At 52.4% G+C, this 16,551-nt stretch carries 10 protein-coding genes; all 10 read left to right on the forward strand.

Annotated features, from left to right (window positions below):
- Positions 1-110: 110 nt before the first annotated feature.
- The 10 genes from yfhM to der all read left to right on the forward strand — a co-directional run bounded on the left by yfhM (position 111) and on the right by der (position 16,511).
- The gene (yfhM, locus tag C1192_RS22900; RefSeq protein WP_038354392.1) at positions 111-5,069 is read left to right on the forward strand and encodes an alpha2-macroglobulin; all 4,959 of its coding nucleotides are present in this window, start codon (positions 111-113) and stop codon (positions 5,067-5,069) included.
- The gene (gene pbpC, locus C1192_RS22905) at positions 5,070-7,382 is read left to right on the forward strand and encodes a peptidoglycan glycosyltransferase PbpC (protein WP_038354393.1); all 2,313 of its coding nucleotides are present in this window, start codon (positions 5,070-5,072) and stop codon (positions 7,380-7,382) included.
- Between the two features lie 148 nt (positions 7,383-7,530).
- Positions 7,531-7,962, forward strand: a complete 432-nt coding sequence (gene ndk, locus C1192_RS22910) for a nucleoside-diphosphate kinase (RefSeq protein WP_000963841.1) — start codon at positions 7,531-7,533, stop codon at positions 7,960-7,962.
- Positions 7,963-8,111: 149 nt separating this feature from the next.
- Entirely contained in the window at positions 8,112-9,266 is a 1,155-nt protein-coding gene (rlmN, locus tag C1192_RS22915) for a dual-specificity RNA methyltransferase RlmN (RefSeq protein WP_038354394.1), read from the forward strand.
- 284 nt (positions 9,267-9,550) lie between these two features.
- Positions 9,551-10,561: a cytoskeleton protein RodZ gene (gene rodZ / locus C1192_RS22925; protein ID WP_038354395.1), complete on the forward strand. Its 1,011-nt coding sequence runs from the start codon at positions 9,551-9,553 to the stop codon at positions 10,559-10,561.
- A 26-nt stretch (positions 10,562-10,587) separates the two neighbouring features.
- Positions 10,588-11,706 (forward strand): flavodoxin-dependent (E)-4-hydroxy-3-methylbut-2-enyl-diphosphate synthase, encoded by a 1,119-nt coding sequence (gene ispG, locus C1192_RS22930; protein WP_000551807.1) that lies wholly within the window; start codon positions 10,588-10,590, stop codon positions 11,704-11,706.
- A gap of 110 nt (positions 11,707-11,816) precedes the next feature.
- Positions 11,817-13,091: a histidine--tRNA ligase gene (hisS, locus tag C1192_RS22935; RefSeq protein ID WP_001107164.1), complete on the forward strand. Its 1,275-nt coding sequence runs from the start codon at positions 11,817-11,819 to the stop codon at positions 13,089-13,091.
- A 17-nt stretch (positions 13,092-13,108) separates the two neighbouring features.
- Positions 13,109-13,729 carry an ancillary SecYEG translocon subunit YfgM gene (gene yfgM / locus C1192_RS22940; RefSeq protein ID WP_000409215.1) on the forward strand — a complete coding sequence of 207 codons (621 nt, stop codon included), beginning with the start codon at positions 13,109-13,111 and terminating at the stop codon, positions 13,727-13,729.
- Between the two features lie 10 nt (positions 13,730-13,739).
- Positions 13,740-14,918 (forward strand): outer membrane protein assembly factor BamB, encoded by a 1,179-nt coding sequence (gene bamB / locus C1192_RS22945; protein ID WP_001177078.1) that lies wholly within the window; start codon positions 13,740-13,742, stop codon positions 14,916-14,918.
- Between the two features lie 117 nt (positions 14,919-15,035).
- On the forward strand, positions 15,036-16,511 hold the full coding sequence (der, locus tag C1192_RS22950; protein ID WP_001516872.1) for a ribosome biogenesis GTPase Der: 1,476 nt from the start codon (positions 15,036-15,038) through the stop codon (positions 16,509-16,511).
- Positions 16,512-16,551 lie beyond the last annotated feature (40 nt).

Consider the following 16,551-nt stretch of genomic DNA (forward strand, 5'->3'; position numbering starts at 1 on the left):
TCTCACTAAAATTCGGATTCTGTAGGCGTGATAGTGAATTACATAACGTCATTTCTCACGCATAATAATTATTCGATGTTGCTAACGGGCCATTGTGGCAGGGATGAGAGATGAAAAAGTTACGCATAGCCGCCTGCATGTTAATGCTGGCGCTGGCAGGGTGCGACAACAACGATAACGCGCCAATAGAGGTGAAAAAAGACGCGTCCTCAGAAGTTGCTAAAGACACATCGTCGGGAAATACGAATTCTGCAAAAACCTCCGCGGTGGAGCGACAAAAACTGGCACAACAGAGTGCCGGTAAAGCACTGACATTGCTGGATCTCTCTGAAGTACAACTCGATGGCGCAGCCACGCTGGTGCTGACTTTCTCCATCCCCCTTGACCCGGATCAGGATTTCTCACGTGTTATCCATGTCGTCGATAAAAAGAGCGGCAAAGTGGATGGTGCCTGGGAGCTATCAGATAATCTCAAAGAGCTACGCTTGCGCCACCTTGAACCTAAACGTGATTTGATCGTCACTATTGGCAAGGAGGTCAAAGCTCTCAATAACGCAACCTTCAGTAAAGATTACGAAAAAACGATTTCTACCCGCGATATCCAACCCAGCGTCGGTTTTGCCAGCCGTGGTTCGCTGCTGCCCGGGAAAGTCGTTGAAGGGCTGCCGGTAATGGCGCTCAACGTTAACAATGTCGATGTTAACTTCTTCCGTGTGAAGCCTGAATCTCTGCCTGCTTTCATTAGCCAGTGGGAATACCGCAATTCGCTGGCGAACTGGCAATCGGACAAACTATTGCAGATGGCTGATCTGGTCTACACCGGGCGTTTTGATCTCAATCCTGCGCGTAACACCCGTGAAAAATTATTGCTGCCGCTGGGCGATATCAAGCCGCTTCAGCAGGCGGGCGTGTATCTGGCGGTGATGAATCAGGCCGGACGTTACGATTACAGTAATCCGGCTACGTTGTTTACGTTAAGTGATATTGGCGTATCGGCCCACCGTTATCACAATCGTCTGGATATCTTTACCCAAAGCCTGGAAAACGGCGCGGCCCAGCAAGGAATTGAAGTCTCGTTATTAAATGAGGAAGGGCAGACGCTGACTCAGGCGACCAGTGATGCACAGGGCCATGTGCAACTGGAAAATGACAAAAACGCGGCACTGCTGCTGGCGCGTAAAGACGGTCAGACAACGTTGCTTGATTTAAAACTTCCGGCGCTGGACTTAGCGGAATTTAACATTGCTGGCGCGCCAGGCTACAGCAAGCAGTTCTTTATGTTTGGCCCGCGCGATCTTTATCGCCCTGGCGAAACGGTAATTCTCAATGGGTTATTGCGGGATGCGGACGGTAAAATGTTACCGGATCAACCTGTCAAACTGGACGTGATTAAACCCGACGGGCAGGTTCTTAGGAGCGTCGTTAGTCAGCCGCAAAATGGCCTCTATCACTTTACCTGGCCACTCGATAGCAGTGCGCCAACAGGCATGTGGCATATCCGCGCTAACACGGGCGATAACCAGTATCGGATGTGGGATTTCCACGTCGAAGATTTCATGCCTGAGCGTATGGCGCTGAATCTGACAGGCGAGAAAACGCCGTTAACGCCGAAAGATGAGGTGAAATTCTCCGTGGTGGGTTACTACCTGTACGGAGCGCCTGCTAACGGTAATACCTTGCAGGGGCAGCTTTTCCTGCGGCCACTGCGTGAAGCGGTTGCTGCATTACCCGGTTTCGAATTTGGTGATATTGCTGCCGAAAACCTTTCCCGATCATTGGATGAAGTCCAGTTGACGCTGGATGATAAAGGGCGCGGCGAAGTTTCTACAGAAAGTCAGTGGAAAGAAACACATTCTCCATTGCAGGTTATTTTCCAGGGGAGTTTACTGGAATCCGGCGGCCGCCCGGTGACGCGCCGTGTTGAACAGGCTATCTGGCCTGCGGATGCGTTGCCAGGGATCCGCCCGCAGTTCTCGTCAAAATCGGTTTACGATTACCGCACTGACAGCACGGTAAAACAGCCCATTGTTGATGAAGACAGTAACACTGCTTTTGATATCGTTTATAGCGATGCACAGGGCGTGAAAAAAGCCGTGTCGGGCTTGCAGGTGAGACTGATTCGTGAACGTCGTGATTACTACTGGAACTGGTCGGAAGATGAAGGCTGGCGGTCGCAGTTTGATCAAAAAGATCTGATCGAAAATGAGCAAACACTGGATCTGCAAGCGGGTGAAACCGGCAAAGTGAGTTTCCCGGTAGAGTGGGGCGCTTATCGTCTGGAAGTCAAAGCGCCGAATGAAGCGGTCAGTAGCGTGCGTTTTTGGGCCGGATATAGCTGGCAGGATAATAGCGACGGTAGCGGTGCGGTACGACCAGACCGTGTCACGATGAAACTGGATAAAGCCAGTTATCGACCTGGCGATACGATCAAGTTGCATATTGCTGCGCCAACGGCGGGTAAAGGCTACGCGATGGTCGAGTCCAGTGAAGGGCCGCTGTGGTGGCAAGAGATTGATGTCCCGGCACAAGGGCTGGATTTGACGATTCCGGTCGATAAAACCTGGAATCGACATGACCTCTATTTAAGTACGCTGGTGGTTCGTCCGGGAGATAAATCTCGTTCCGCGACGCCAAAACGTGCGGTTGGCGTGTTGCATTTGCCGCTTGGCGATGAAAACCGTCGCCTCGATCTGGCGTTGGAAACACCAACAAAAATGCGCCCCAATCAGCCATTAACCGTGAAAATCAAAGCCAGCAATAAAAATGGTGAGATGCCAAAACAGGTGAATGTGCTGGTGTCGGCCGTTGATAGTGGTGTGCTGAATATCACTGATTACGTTACACCAGATCCGTGGCAGGCATTCTTTGGTCAGAAACGTTATGGTGCTGATATTTACGATATTTACGGTCAGGTTATTGAAGGTCAGGGACGTCTGGCAGCGCTGCGCTTTGGTGGCGATGGCGATGAGCTGAAACGCGGGGGTAAACCGCCCGTGAACCACGTCAATATTGTTGCGCAACAGGCACAGCCGGTAACGCTCAACGAACAGGGGGAAGGCACGGTTACGCTACCCATTGGCGATTTTAATGGTGAGCTACGAGTCATGGCGCAGGCCTGGACAGCAGATGACTTCGGCAGCAGCGAAAGTAAAGTGGTTGTTGCCGCACCGGTGATAGCGGAACTGAATATGCCACGCTTTATGGCCAGCGGCGATACCTCGCGTCTGACGCTGGATATCACTAATCTTACCGATAAACCGCAAAAACTGAACGTTGCTCTGACCGCCAGCGGTTTACTTGAACTGGTGAGTAACTCGCCCGCAGGCGTTGAATTAGCGCCAGGCGTGCGAACTACGCTGTTTATCCCGGTACGCGCACTGACGGGCTATGGCGATGGCGAAATTCGGGCCACCATTAGCGGGTTAGTGTTACCGGGGGAAACCGTTGCCGATCAGCATAAGCAGTGGAAAATTGGCGTCCGTCCGGCATTCCCGGCACAAACGGTCAATTATGGTACGGCGTTGCAGCCTGGTGAAACATGGGCGATGCCAACTGATGGATTGCAAAACTTCTCGCCTGTTACGCTGGAAGGACAGTTGTTGTTGAGCGGCAAACCACCGCTGAACATTGCTCGTTATATTAAAGAGTTAAAAGCGTATCCTTACGGATGTCTGGAGCAAACCACCAGCGGCCTGTTCCCGTCACTTTATACCAACGCCGCCCAGCTACAGGCATTGGGTATCAAAGGCGACAGTGATGATAAACGCCGTGCGGCAGTCGATATTGGCATTTCGCGTTTGCTGCAAATGCAACGTGATAACGGCGGCTTTGCGCTGTGGGATAAAAACGGTGACGAAGAGTACTGGCTGACTTCTTACGTGATGGATTTTCTGGTTCGCGCAGGTGAGCAGGGTTACAGCGTGCCGACAGAAGTCATTAACCGGGGAAATGAGCGTCTGCTGCGCTATTTACAAGATCCGGGCATGATGTCGATTCCGTATGCGGATAACCTCAAAGCCAGCAAGTTTGCCATACAGTCTTATGCTGCGCTGGTACTGGCACGGCAGCAAAAAGCACCGCTGGGTGCACTGCGTGAAATCTGGGAGCGTCGTGCAGATGCTGCTTCGGGTTTGCCACTGTTGCAACTTGGCGTTGCGCTGAAAACGATGGGCGATGCGACGCGTGGTGAAGAAGCGATTGCACTGGCGCTGAAAACGCCGCGCAATGATGAGCGGAAATGGCTGGGCGATTACGGTAGCCCACTGCGCGACAACGCGTTGATGCTCTCCTTGCTGGAAGAGAACAAACTGTTGCCAGATGATCAGAACACCTTATTGAACACGCTTTCGCAGCAGGCGTTTGGTGAACGTTGGCTATCAACTCAGGAAAGTAACGCGTTGTTCCTGGCTGCCCGTGCGATTCAGGATTTACCGGGCAAATGGCAGGCGCAAACGTCTTTCTCTGCCGCACCGCTGACAGGCGAGAAAGCGCAAAACAGCAATCTGAATAGCGATCAACTTGCAACTTTGCAGGTAACCAACAGTGGCGACCAACCGCTATGGCTGCGTGTGGATGCCAGCGGTTATCCGCAGTCCGCACCGCTTCCAGCGAATAATGTTCTGCAAATTGAGCGCCATATATTAGGTACTGATGGTAAGAGCAAGTCTCTGGACTCGTTGCGTAGTGGCGATCTGGTGCTGGTCTGGTTGCAGGTAAAAGCCAGTAACAGCGTGCCGGATGCGCTGGTGGTTGATTTGTTGCCAGCGGGTCTGGAACTGGAAAACCAGAACTTGGCGAACGGCAGCGCCAGTCTGGAACAAAGTGGTGGCGAAGTGCAAAACTTGCTCAATCAAATGCAGCAAGCGAGCATTAAGCACATTGAGTTCCGTGACGATCGCTTTGTGGTCGCGGTTGCCGTTGATGAATATCAACCGGTAACGCTGGTATATCTGGCGCGGGCGGTAACGCCGGGAACGTATCAGATGCCGCAGCCGATGGTGGAATCGATGTATGTTCCCCAATGGCGGGCGACGGGTGCGACTGAAGATTTGCTGATTGTCAGACCGTAAATGCCTCGTCTGTTAACAAAACGCGGCTGCTGGATAACGCTGGCAGCCGCGCCTTTTATCATCATTCTGGCGGCGTGGGGAGCAGATAAACTCTGGCCTCTGCCGCTACATGAAGTCAATCCCGCACGCGTGGTTGTGGCGCAGGACGGTACGCCACTGTGGCGCTTTGCTGATGCAGATGGTATCTGGCGTTATCCGGTAGCAATCGAAGATGTTTCTCCACGTTATATTGAAGCACTGATTAATTACGAAGATCGCTGGTTCTGGAAGCATCCGGGCGTAAACCCGTTCTCGGTGGCGCGCGCAGCCTGGCAGGATCTGACTTCTGGTCGGGTTATCTCTGGCGGTAGCACGCTCACCATGCAAGTGGCGCGTCTGCTTGATCCTCACCCCAAAACATTTGGCGGCAAAATTCGTCAGCTCTGGCGCGCGTTTCAACTGGAGTGGCATCTGTCTAAACGTGAAATTCTGACTTTGTATCTTAATCGCGCCCCGTTTGGCGGTACGTTGCAGGGAGTTGGGGCAGCAAGCTGGGCTTATCTTGGGAAATCGCCTGCAAATTTAAGCTATTCCGAGGCAGCAATGCTGGCGGTATTACCGCAAGCACCCAGTCGGCTGCGCCCGGATCGCTGGCCGGAGCGTGCCGAGGCTGCGCGTAATAAAGTGCTCAAACGGATGGCAGTGCAAGGTGTATGGTCCCGTGAGCAGGTAAAAGAGTCAATCGAAGAACCTGTCTGGCTGGCACCCAGACAGATGCCAAAACTGGCACCGCTGTTTTCGCGGATGATGCTCGGTAAAAGTAAAAGCGACAAAATCGTTACTACACTGGATGCAGGCCTTCAGCGGCGTCTGGAAGAACTGGCGCTAAACTGGAAAGGACGATTGCCGCCGCGCAGTTCACTGGCGATGATCGTGGTTGATCATACTGATATGCGTGTTCGCGGCTGGGTAGGATCGGTTGATCTCAATGATGATTCACGCTTTGGTCATGTCGATATGGTTAATGCGATCCGATCGCCGGGATCGGTACTTAAACCGTTTGTCTATGGTCTGGCGCTGGATGAGGGATTGATCCATCCGGCATCGTTGTTGCAGGACGTCCCCCGACGCACCGGCGATTATCGACCAGGTAACTTTGATAGCGGATTTCATGGTCCGATCAGCATGAGCGAGGCGCTGGTGCGCTCGCTGAACTTACCCGCCGTGCAGGTGCTGGAAGCCTATGGTCCGAAACGGTTTGCGGCAAAGCTGCGTAACATCGGGTTACCGCTGTTTCTGCCCAACGGTGCTGCGCCGAATCTGTCGCTCATTCTCGGCGGCGCAGGTGCAAAACTGGAAGATATGGCAGCAGCGTATACCGCTTTTGCTCGCCGCGGTAAGGCAGGTAAATTGCGCTTACAGCCTGACGCCCCCCTGCTTGAACGCCCCTTAATGTCGCCGGGGGCTGCGTGGATCATCCGCCGGATCATGGCTGATGAAGCGCAACCCTTGCCGGATGGCGCTTTGCCGCGCATCGTACCACTGGCATGGAAAACTGGCACCAGTTATGGCTATCGAGATGCATGGGCGATAGGTATAAATGCTCGCTATATCATCGGTATCTGGACCGGCAGGCCGGACGGTACGCCTGTTGTTGGTCAGTTTGGCTTTGCCAGCGCCGTACCGCTGTTGAATCAGGTCAATAATATCTTACTGTCGCGCAGTGCAAATCTGCCAGAAGACCCACGTCCGAACTCTGTAAGCCGTGGTGTTATCTGCTGGCCGGGCGGGCAGTCTTTGCCGGAAGGTGACAGTAACTGTCGGCGTCGCCTGGCAACCTGGTTACTGGATGGAAGCCAGCCGCCAACTCTGTTACTGCCGGAGCAGGAAGGGATTAATGGCATACGTTTCCCTATCTGGCTGGATGAAAATGGCAAACGAGTCGCCGCCGATTGTCCACAGGCGCGACAAGAAATGATAAATGTCTGGCCGCTACCGCTGGAACCCTGGCTGCCTGCTCCGGAACGCCGGGCTGCGCGTTTGCCTCCGGCATCGACAATGTGCCCGCCATACGGTCGCGATGCCCAACTCCCGTTGCAACTAACAGGAGTACGTGATGGCACCATTATTAAGCGATTACCTGGCGCTGCTGATGCTTCTTTGCCTGTGCAAACCAGTGGTGGCGCAGGTGAACGCTGGTGGTTTCTTAATGGTGAGCCGTTAACTGAACGTGGGCGTAACGTTACGCTGCGTTTGAGTGAAAAAGGCGATTATCAATTACTGGTGATGGATGAAATGGGGCAAGTAGCGACGGTGAGATTTTCCATGCAGTAGTCTGTTTCACGACGGTTTGTTGCTTAAGCTCGGTTTATTTTAAAAAAATGTTACCTTCATCAATAGTCAACGGCCTTGTTGCTCATTATAATCCGCGCCATCTCGTACGCTGGTACAGACAACAACAGAACAATTTACAGAGGTAAAAATGGCTATTGAACGTACTTTTTCCATCATCAAACCGAACGCGGTAGCAAAAAACGTCATTGGTAGTATCTTTGCGCGCTTCGAAGCTGCAGGGTTCAAAATTGTCGGCACTAAAATGCTGCACCTGACCGTTGAACAGGCTCGTGGTTTTTATGCTGAACACGATGGAAAACCGTTCTTTGATGGTCTGGTTGAGTTCATGACCTCTGGCCCGATCGTGGTTTCTGTGCTGGAAGGCGAAAATGCGGTTCAGCGTCACCGCGATCTGCTCGGCGCAACCAACCCGGCAAATGCGCTGGCGGGTACTCTGCGTGCTGATTACGCTGACAGCCTGACTGAAAACGGCACCCACGGTTCTGATTCCGTAGAATCTGCCGCTCGCGAAATCGCTTATTTCTTCGGTGAAGGCGAAGTGTGTCCGCGCACGCGTTAATAATTTCGTAAATGCCGCGTGCAAACGTGGCATCCGTGCGCCAGAATTTGTACAATGCAGCGCCCCCGGACGAGCAGCCGCTCACCGGGGCGTTTCTTTTTTCAACCCTCCAGGGGCCATAACGTGTAATAACGAGGCCGGAATAGCATATGTCTGAACAATTAGTCACACCTGAAAACGTCACCACGAAAGATGGGAAAATCAACCTGCTGGATCTCAACCGTCAGCAGATGCGGGAGTTTTTTAAAGAGTTAGGTGAAAAAACCTTCCGCGCCGATCAGGTGATGAAGTGGATGTATCATTATTGCTGCGACAACTTTGATGAGATGACCGACATCAACAAAGTGTTGCGCGGCAAGCTGAAAGAGGTGGCGGAAATCCGCGCACCGGAAGTGGTTGAAGAACAGCGCTCATCTGACGGCACCATTAAATGGGCGATTGCCGTGGGCGATCAGCGCGTCGAAACGGTGTATATCCCGGAAGATGACCGAGCCACACTTTGTGTCTCTTCGCAGGTAGGGTGTGCGCTGGAGTGTAAATTCTGTTCCACCGCCCAGCAGGGCTTTAACCGTAACCTGCGGGTGTCGGAAATTATCGGCCAGGTGTGGCGGGCGGCGAAAATCGTCGGCGCAGCAAAAATCACCGGTCAGCGCCCAATCACTAACGTTGTTATGATGGGCATGGGCGAGCCGCTGCTTAACCTGAACAATGTGGTTCCGGCGATGGAAATCATGCTCGATGACTTTGGCTTTGGCCTGTCTAAACGCCGCGTGACGCTCTCTACTTCGGGCGTGGTTCCGGCGCTGGATAAACTGGGCGATATGATTGACGTTGCACTGGCAATCTCTCTGCATGCACCAAATGATGAAATTCGTGACGAAATTGTACCGATCAATAAAAAGTACAATATCGAAACTTTCCTTGCTGCGGTGCGCCGTTATCTGGAGAAATCCAACGCTAACCAGGGCCGTGTTACTATCGAGTACGTGATGCTCGACCACGTTAATGACGGTACTGAACACGCGCACCAACTGGCGGAGCTGCTGAAAGATACGCCGTGTAAGATCAACCTGATTCCGTGGAACCCGTTCCCGGGTGCGCCGTATGGTCGTAGCTCGAACAGCCGTATCGATCGCTTCTCAAAAGTACTGATGAGCTACGGTTTCACCACCATTGTGCGTAAAACCCGTGGTGATGATATCGACGCCGCTTGTGGCCAGTTAGCGGGAGATGTCATCGACCGTACTAAACGTACTCTGCGTAAACGGATGCAGGGTGAAACCATCGACATTAAAACGGTCTGATAGCCATTACGCCACGGTTACTTTATGTACCGTGGCGTAATGTTTTATGAATGTCGCATTAAGTTGCAATTGTCTGATCAATATTAACGGTGCGTTTTTGCTGACTTTAAGGCAGTATGTAACGATGCAACAGTAAGTTAGCTTTGATTCACGTGGGCTTTGTCACGAGCACACAGACAGTCTTATACTGTATGATAAAGGTTAACCTTACAGATGTTTCGCGGTGTGGGTGGGCGTGATGGTTCACCGGCATCCCAATTCTCATTTAAACGTACCTGCAGCGAATGAATACTGAAGCCACGCACGACCAAAATGAAGCACTTACCACCGGCGCTCGCTTGCGTAATGCCCGTGAACAAATTGGACTTAGCCAGCAAGCCGTTGCCGAACGACTTTGTTTGAAGGTTTCCACGGTACGCGACATTGAAGAAGATAAGGCACCAGCCGATCTTGCTTCAACATTCTTGCGCGGGTATATCCGCTCTTATGCGCGTCTGGTCCATATTCCAGAAGAAGAACTGCTGCCAGGGCTGGAAAAGCAGGCACCTCTGCGGGCCGCAAAAGTTGCGCCGATGCAGAGTTTCTCCCTCGGGAAGCGACGTAAAAAACGCGATGGCTGGTTGATGACCTTTACCTGGCTGGTTCTGTTTGTAGTGATTGGCCTGAGCGGTGCCTGGTGGTGGCAGGAGCACAAAGCCCAGCAGGAAGAGATCACCACGATGGCTGATCAATCTACCGCGGAATTGAATAATAACCAGAGCCAGAGTGTACCGTTAGATACGGCTACTGATCAGAACAGTACCACTACGTCGCCATCGGCGGCGGAGACCACCGTTACGAACACGCAAGCGCCAGCCGTGACGACGCCAGTTCCTGCTGTAGATCCACAGCAGAACGCGGTTGTTCCTCCTTCGCAGGCGAATGTTGATACTGCGGCCACTACTACATCGGCGGCTCCGGTTGCAACAACGACGCCAGATGCCGCAGCACCATTGCCAACCGATCAGGCTGCTGTAACAACGCCAGCGGCTGATCCTAATGCACTGGTCATGAACTTTACCGCCGATTGCTGGCTGGAAGTTACCGATGCTACCGGTAAAAAACTGTTCAGCGGGATGCAACGTAAAGGCGGTAATTTGAATTTAGCCGGTCAGGCACCGTATAAACTGAAAATTGGTGCGCCAGCCGCAGTGCAGATCCAGTATCAAGGGAAACCTGTCGATCTGAGTCGTTTTATCAGAACTAACCAGGTTGCGCGTCTGACCCTAAATGCCGAACAATCACCGGCGCAGTAACAGACGGGTAACGCGGGAGATTTTTCATGCATAACCAGGCTCCAATTCAACGTAGAAAATCAACACGTATTTACGTTGGGAATGTGCCGATTGGCGATGGTGCTCCCATCGCCGTACAGTCCATGACTAATACGCGCACGACGGATGTCGAAGCGACGGTCAATCAAATCAAGGCGCTGGAACGTGTCGGTGCCGATATCGTTCGCGTCTCTGTACCGACGATGGACGCTGCAGAAGCGTTCAAACTTATCAAGCAGCAGGTTAATGTGCCGCTGGTGGCCGACATCCACTTCGACTATCGCATTGCGCTGAAAGTGGCGGAATATGGCGTTGATTGCTTGCGCATTAACCCTGGTAATATCGGCAATGAAGAGCGTATTCGCATGGTGGTTGACTGCGCGCGCGATAAAAACATTCCGATTCGTATTGGCGTTAACGCCGGATCGTTGGAAAAAGATCTGCAAGAAAAATATGGCGAACCGACGCCGCAGGCGCTGCTGGAATCCGCTATGCGTCATGTTGATCATCTCGATCGCCTGAACTTTGATCAGTTCAAAGTCAGCGTGAAAGCGTCTGACGTCTTCCTGGCCGTGGAGTCTTACCGTCTGTTGGCAAAACAGATCGATCAGCCGTTGCATCTGGGTATTACCGAAGCCGGTGGCGCACGTAGCGGGGCAGTGAAATCCGCTATTGGTTTAGGTCTGCTGTTGTCGGAAGGCATTGGCGATACGCTGCGCGTATCACTGGCGGCAGATCCGGTTGAAGAGATCAAAGTCGGTTTTGATATTTTGAAATCGCTGCGGATCCGTTCGCGCGGGATCAACTTCATTGCCTGTCCGACCTGTTCTCGTCAGGAATTCGACGTTATTGGTACGGTCAACGCGCTGGAGCAGCGTCTGGAAGATATCATCACCCCGATGGACGTTTCTATCATCGGCTGTGTGGTGAACGGTCCTGGCGAGGCGTTGGTTTCCACGCTTGGCGTCACGGGCGGCAACAAGAAAAGCGGCCTCTATGAAGATGGCGTGCGCAAAGACCGTCTGGACAACAACGACATGATCGACCAGTTGGAAGCACGCATTCGTGCAAAAGCCAGCCAACTGGACGAAGCGCGTCGAATTGACGTTCAGCAGGTTGAAAAATAATAACGTGATGGGAAGCGTCTCGCTTCCCGTGTATGATTGAACCCGCATGGCTCCCGAAATATTGAGGGAAGCGTTGAGGGTTCATTTTTATATTCAGAAAGAGAATAAACGTGGCAAAAAACATTCAAGCCATTCGCGGCATGAACGATTACCTGCCTGGCGAAACGGCCATCTGGCAGCGCATTGAAGGCACACTGAAAAACGTGCTCGGCAGCTACGGTTACAGTGAAATCCGCTTGCCGATTGTAGAGCAGACCCCGCTATTCAAACGTGCGATTGGTGAAGTCACCGACGTGGTTGAAAAAGAGATGTACACCTTTGAGGATCGCAATGGCGACAGCCTGACTTTGCGCCCTGAAGGGACGGCGGGCTGTGTACGCGCCGGCATCGAGCATGGTCTTCTGTACAATCAGGAACAGCGTCTGTGGTATATCGGGCCAATGTTCCGTCACGAGCGTCCGCAAAAAGGGCGTTATCGTCAGTTCCATCAGTTGGGCTGCGAAGTCTTCGGTCTGCAAGGCCCGGATATCGACGCCGAACTGATTATGCTCACCGCCCGCTGGTGGCGCGCGCTGGGTATCTCTGAACACGTTACCCTCGAGCTGAACTCAATTGGTTCGCTGGAAGCGCGTGCCAATTACCGCGATGCGCTGGTTGCTTTCCTCGAACAGCATAAAGAAAAGCTGGACGAAGACTGCAAACGCCGCATGTATACCAACCCGCTGCGCGTGCTGGACTCCAAGAATCCGGAAGTGCAGGCGCTACTTAACGATGCTCCGGCGTTGGGCGATTATCTGGACGAAGAGTCTCGCGAGCACTTTGCTGGTCTTTGCAAACTGCTGGAGAGCGCAGGTATCGCCTACACCGTAAATCAGCGTCTGGTTCGTGGTCTGGATTACTACAACCGTACCGTTTTCGAGTGGGTGACTAACAGTCTTGGTTCTCAGGGCACAGTGTGCGCAGGCGGTCGTTATGACGGTCTGGTGGAACAACTGGGCGGACGCGCAACACCGGCAGTGGGTTTTGCAATGGGCCTCGAACGTCTTGTGTTGTTAGTTCAGGCAGTTAATCCGGAATTTAAAGCCGATCCTGTTGTCGATATATACCTGGTGGCCTCAGGTGCTGATACTCAATCTGCGGCTATGGCATTAGCTGAGCGTCTGCGTGATGAATTACCTGGCGTGAAATTGATGACCAACCACGGCGGCGGCAACTTTAAGAAACAGTTTGCCCGTGCTGATAAATGGGGCGCATGTGTTGCTGTGGTGCTGGGTGAGTCCGAAGTGGCCAACGGCACGGCAGTAGTGAAGGATTTGCGCTCTGGTGAGCAAACGGCAGTTGCGCAGGATAGCGTAGCCGCGCATTTGCGCACGTTACTGGGTTAAGGAAGGAGAAGGACAGCGTGGAAATTTACGAGAACGAAAACGACCAGGTTGAAGCAGTTAAACGCTTTTTTGCTGAAAATGGCAAAGCACTGGCTGTTGGGGTGATTTTAGGTGTTGGCGCACTGATTGGCTGGCGCTACTGGAACAGCCATCAGGTTGAGTCCTCACGATCCACTTCTCTTGCTTATCAAAATGCGGTTACCGCAGTGAGCGAAGGCAAACCGGACAGCATCCCGGCGGCGGAAAAATTCGCTGCTGAAAATAAAAATACTTATGGCGCGCTGGCTTCTTTGGAACTTGCGCAGCAATTTGTTGACAAAAATGAACTAGAGAAAGCTGCCACCCAATTACAACAAGGGTTGGCGGACACGAGCGATGAAAATCTCAAAGCCGTGATAAATCTGCGTCTTGCCCGAGTTCAGGTGCAGCTCAAGCAGGCTGATGCCGCGCTGAAAACCCTCGATACCATTAAAGGTGAAGGTTGGGCTGCTATTGTTGCTGACCTGCGTGGTGAAGCATTGCTGAGCAAAGGTGATAAGCAAGGTGCGCGCAGTGCGTGGGAAACAGGCGTGAAAAGCGATGTTACCCCGGCACTGAGTGAAATGATGCAGATGAAAATTAATAATTTGTCCATCTGAGAGGGACCCGATGCAATTGCGTAAATTACTGCTGCCAGGAATGCTTTCCGTTACCCTTTTAAGCGGCTGTTCGCTGTTTAACAGTGAAGAAGATGTGGTGAAGATGTCCCCATTACCGACCGTTGAAAACCAGTTTACGCCGACCACGGCGTGGAGCACTTCCGTTGGTAGCGGCATTGGTAACTTCTACTCTAATCTTCATCCGGCATTGGCGGATAACGTTGTCTATGCTGCCGATCGCGCTGGTTTGGTTAAAGCGATGAATGCGGATGACGGCAAAGAAATCTGGTCTGTCAGTCTGGCCGAGAAAGATGGCTGGTTATCTAAAGAGCCTGCGTTACTTTCCGGCGGCGTGACCGTCGCGGGTGGTCATGTCTATATTGGCAGCGAAAAAGCGCAGGTTTACGCGCTGAACACCAGCGATGGTACTGTTGCATGGCAAACCAAAGTAGCGGGTGAAGCACTTTCTCGTCCGGTAGTCAGTGACGGTCTGGTTTTGATTCACACCAGCAACGGTCAGTTGCAGGCGTTGAACGAAGCTGACGGCGCTGTTAAATGGACAGTTAACCTCGATATGCCTTCGCTCTCTCTGCGTGGCGAGTCTGCGCCAGCAACTGCATTTGGTGCGGCAGTGGTCGGTGGTGATAATGGTCGCGTCAGTGCTGTGTTGATGCAGCAGGGACAGATGATTTGGCAGCAGCGTATCTCCCAGGCGACCGGTTCTACCGAAATCGACCGTTTGAGCGATGTTGATACTACGCCGGTTGTGGTGAACGGTGTTGTTTTCGCGCTGGCCTATAATGGTAACCTGACGGCGCTTGATTTGCGCAGTGGTCAGATTATGTGGAAACGCGAGTTGGGTTCGGTGAATGATTTCATCGTCGACGGCAACCGCATCTATCTGGTCGATCAAAATGACCGGGTGATGGCGCTGACCATCGACGGTGGCGTTACACTGTGGACTCAAAGCGATCTGCTGCATCGCCTGCTGACGTCCCCGGTGCTGTATAATGGCAATCTGGTGGTGGGTGACAGCGAAGGTTATCTGCACTGGATTAACGTTGAAGATGGCCGTTTCGTTGCCCAGCAAAAAGTTGATAGCTCCGGTTTCCAGACTGACCCGGTTGCCGCTGATGGCAAACTGCTGATCCAGGCAAAAGACGGGACCGTGTATTCCATTACACGTTAATCGTCTCTGTCGTTCACTTTGAAAACGGCTCCTGGACAGGGGCCGTTTTCCTGTTTTTAACAACGACGCGAAAATTGCGGGCGTTGTCTGATGATTTATAAAAATGAGGCTTTAAACATGGTACCTGTGGTCGCGCTTGTCGGGCGCCCTAACGTAGGAAAATCCACGTTATTTAACCGTCTAACTCGCACCCGAGATGCGCTGGTTGCGGATTTCCCGGGTCTGACTCGTGACCGTAAGTACGGTCGTGCGGAAATTGAAGGCCGCGAGTTTATCTGTATTGATACCGGCGGGATTGACGGCACAGAAGACGGTGTAGAAACCCGCATGGCGGAACAATCGCTGCTGGCGATTGAAGAGGCGGATGTGGTGCTGTTTATGGTGGATGCACGCGCGGGTCTGATGCCAGCGGATGAAGCCATTGCCAAACATCTGCGTTCCCGCGAAAAGCCAACCTTCCTGGTGGCGAATAAAACCGACGGACTGGATCCGGATCAAGCAATCGTTGATTTTTATTCACTTGGTTTAGGTGAAATCTACCCGATTGCCGCTTCGCATGGTCGTGGTGTTTTGAGTCTGCTTGAGCATGTTCTGCTGCCGTGGATGGAAGATATCGCGCCGCAAGAAGAAGTGGATGAAGATGCGGAATATTGGGCGCAATTTGAAGCGCAAGAGAATGGCGAGGAAGAAGAAGAGGAAGACGACTTCGATCCGCAAAGTCTGCCGATCAAACTGGCGATAGTGGGTCGTCCGAACGTGGGTAAGTCTACACTCACTAACCGTATTCTCGGTGAAGAGCGCGTGGTGGTTTACGACATGCCCGGGACTACGCGTGACAGCATCTACATTCCAATGGAACGTGATGGACGTGAGTATGTACTCATTGACACAGCAGGCGTACGTAAACGTGGCAAAATTACCGATGCGGTAGAGAAGTTCTCGGTAATCAAAACGTTGCAGGCAATTGAAGATGCCAACGTTGTGATGCTGGTGATTGATGCACGCGAAGGTATTTCCGATCAGGATCTCTCCCTGCTGGGCTTTATTCTCAATAGTGGGCGCTCACTTGTGATTGTGGTGAACAAGTGGGATGGCCTGAGCCAGGAAGTGAAGGAGCAGGTGAAAGAGACGCTGGACTTCCGTCTGGGCTTTATCGATTTTGCTCGCGTGCACTTTATCTCTGCGTTGCATGGTAGTGGCGTTGGTAACCTGTTTGAATCAGTGCGTGAAGCGTATGACAGCTCTACCCGTCGCGTAGGCACGTCTATGCTGACGCGTATCATGACTATGGCTGTTGAAGACCACCAGCCGCCGCTGGTTCGCGGTCGTCGCGTGAAGCTGAAATATGCCCACGCTGGTGGTTACAACCCGCCGATTGTGGTAATCCACGGTAACCAGGTAAAAGACCTGCCGGATTCCTATAAGCGTTATCTGATGAATTACTTCCGCAAATCTCTGGATGTGATGGGTACGCCGATTCGTATTCAGTTCAAAGAAGGGGAAAACCCGTATGCGAACAAGCGTAACACCCTGACGCCGACCCAGATGCGTAAGCGCAAGCGTCTGATGAAGCACATCAAAAAAAATAAGTAATAGTAGGTAAGTACTTATCTATAGTTTCCCTCTCGTAAGT

Origin of the sequence: Escherichia marmotae (genome assembly GCF_002900365.1) — a bacterium.
In the GTDB taxonomy this organism is placed as follows: Bacteria; Pseudomonadota; Gammaproteobacteria; order Enterobacterales; family Enterobacteriaceae; genus Escherichia; species Escherichia marmotae.

What these genes read in the sequence shown, in the direction of transcription:
- rodZ (WP_038354395.1), top strand. Translation starts at nt 9,551, where the DNA reads ATGAATACTGAAGCCACGCACGACCAAAATGAAGCACTTACCACCGGC.
- yfhM (WP_038354392.1), top strand. Translation starts at nt 111, where the DNA reads ATGAAAAAGTTACGCATAGCCGCCTGCATGTTAATGCTGGCGCTGGCA.
- pbpC (WP_038354393.1), top strand. Translation starts at nt 5,070, where the DNA reads ATGCCTCGTCTGTTAACAAAACGCGGCTGCTGGATAACGCTGGCAGCC.
- der (WP_001516872.1), top strand. Translation starts at nt 15,036, where the DNA reads ATGGTACCTGTGGTCGCGCTTGTCGGGCGCCCTAACGTAGGAAAATCC.
- ispG (WP_000551807.1), top strand. Translation starts at nt 10,588, where the DNA reads ATGCATAACCAGGCTCCAATTCAACGTAGAAAATCAACACGTATTTAC.
- ndk (WP_000963841.1), top strand. Translation starts at nt 7,531, where the DNA reads ATGGCTATTGAACGTACTTTTTCCATCATCAAACCGAACGCGGTAGCA.
- rlmN (WP_038354394.1), top strand. Translation starts at nt 8,112, where the DNA reads ATGTCTGAACAATTAGTCACACCTGAAAACGTCACCACGAAAGATGGG.
- bamB (WP_001177078.1), top strand. Translation starts at nt 13,740, where the DNA reads ATGCAATTGCGTAAATTACTGCTGCCAGGAATGCTTTCCGTTACCCTT.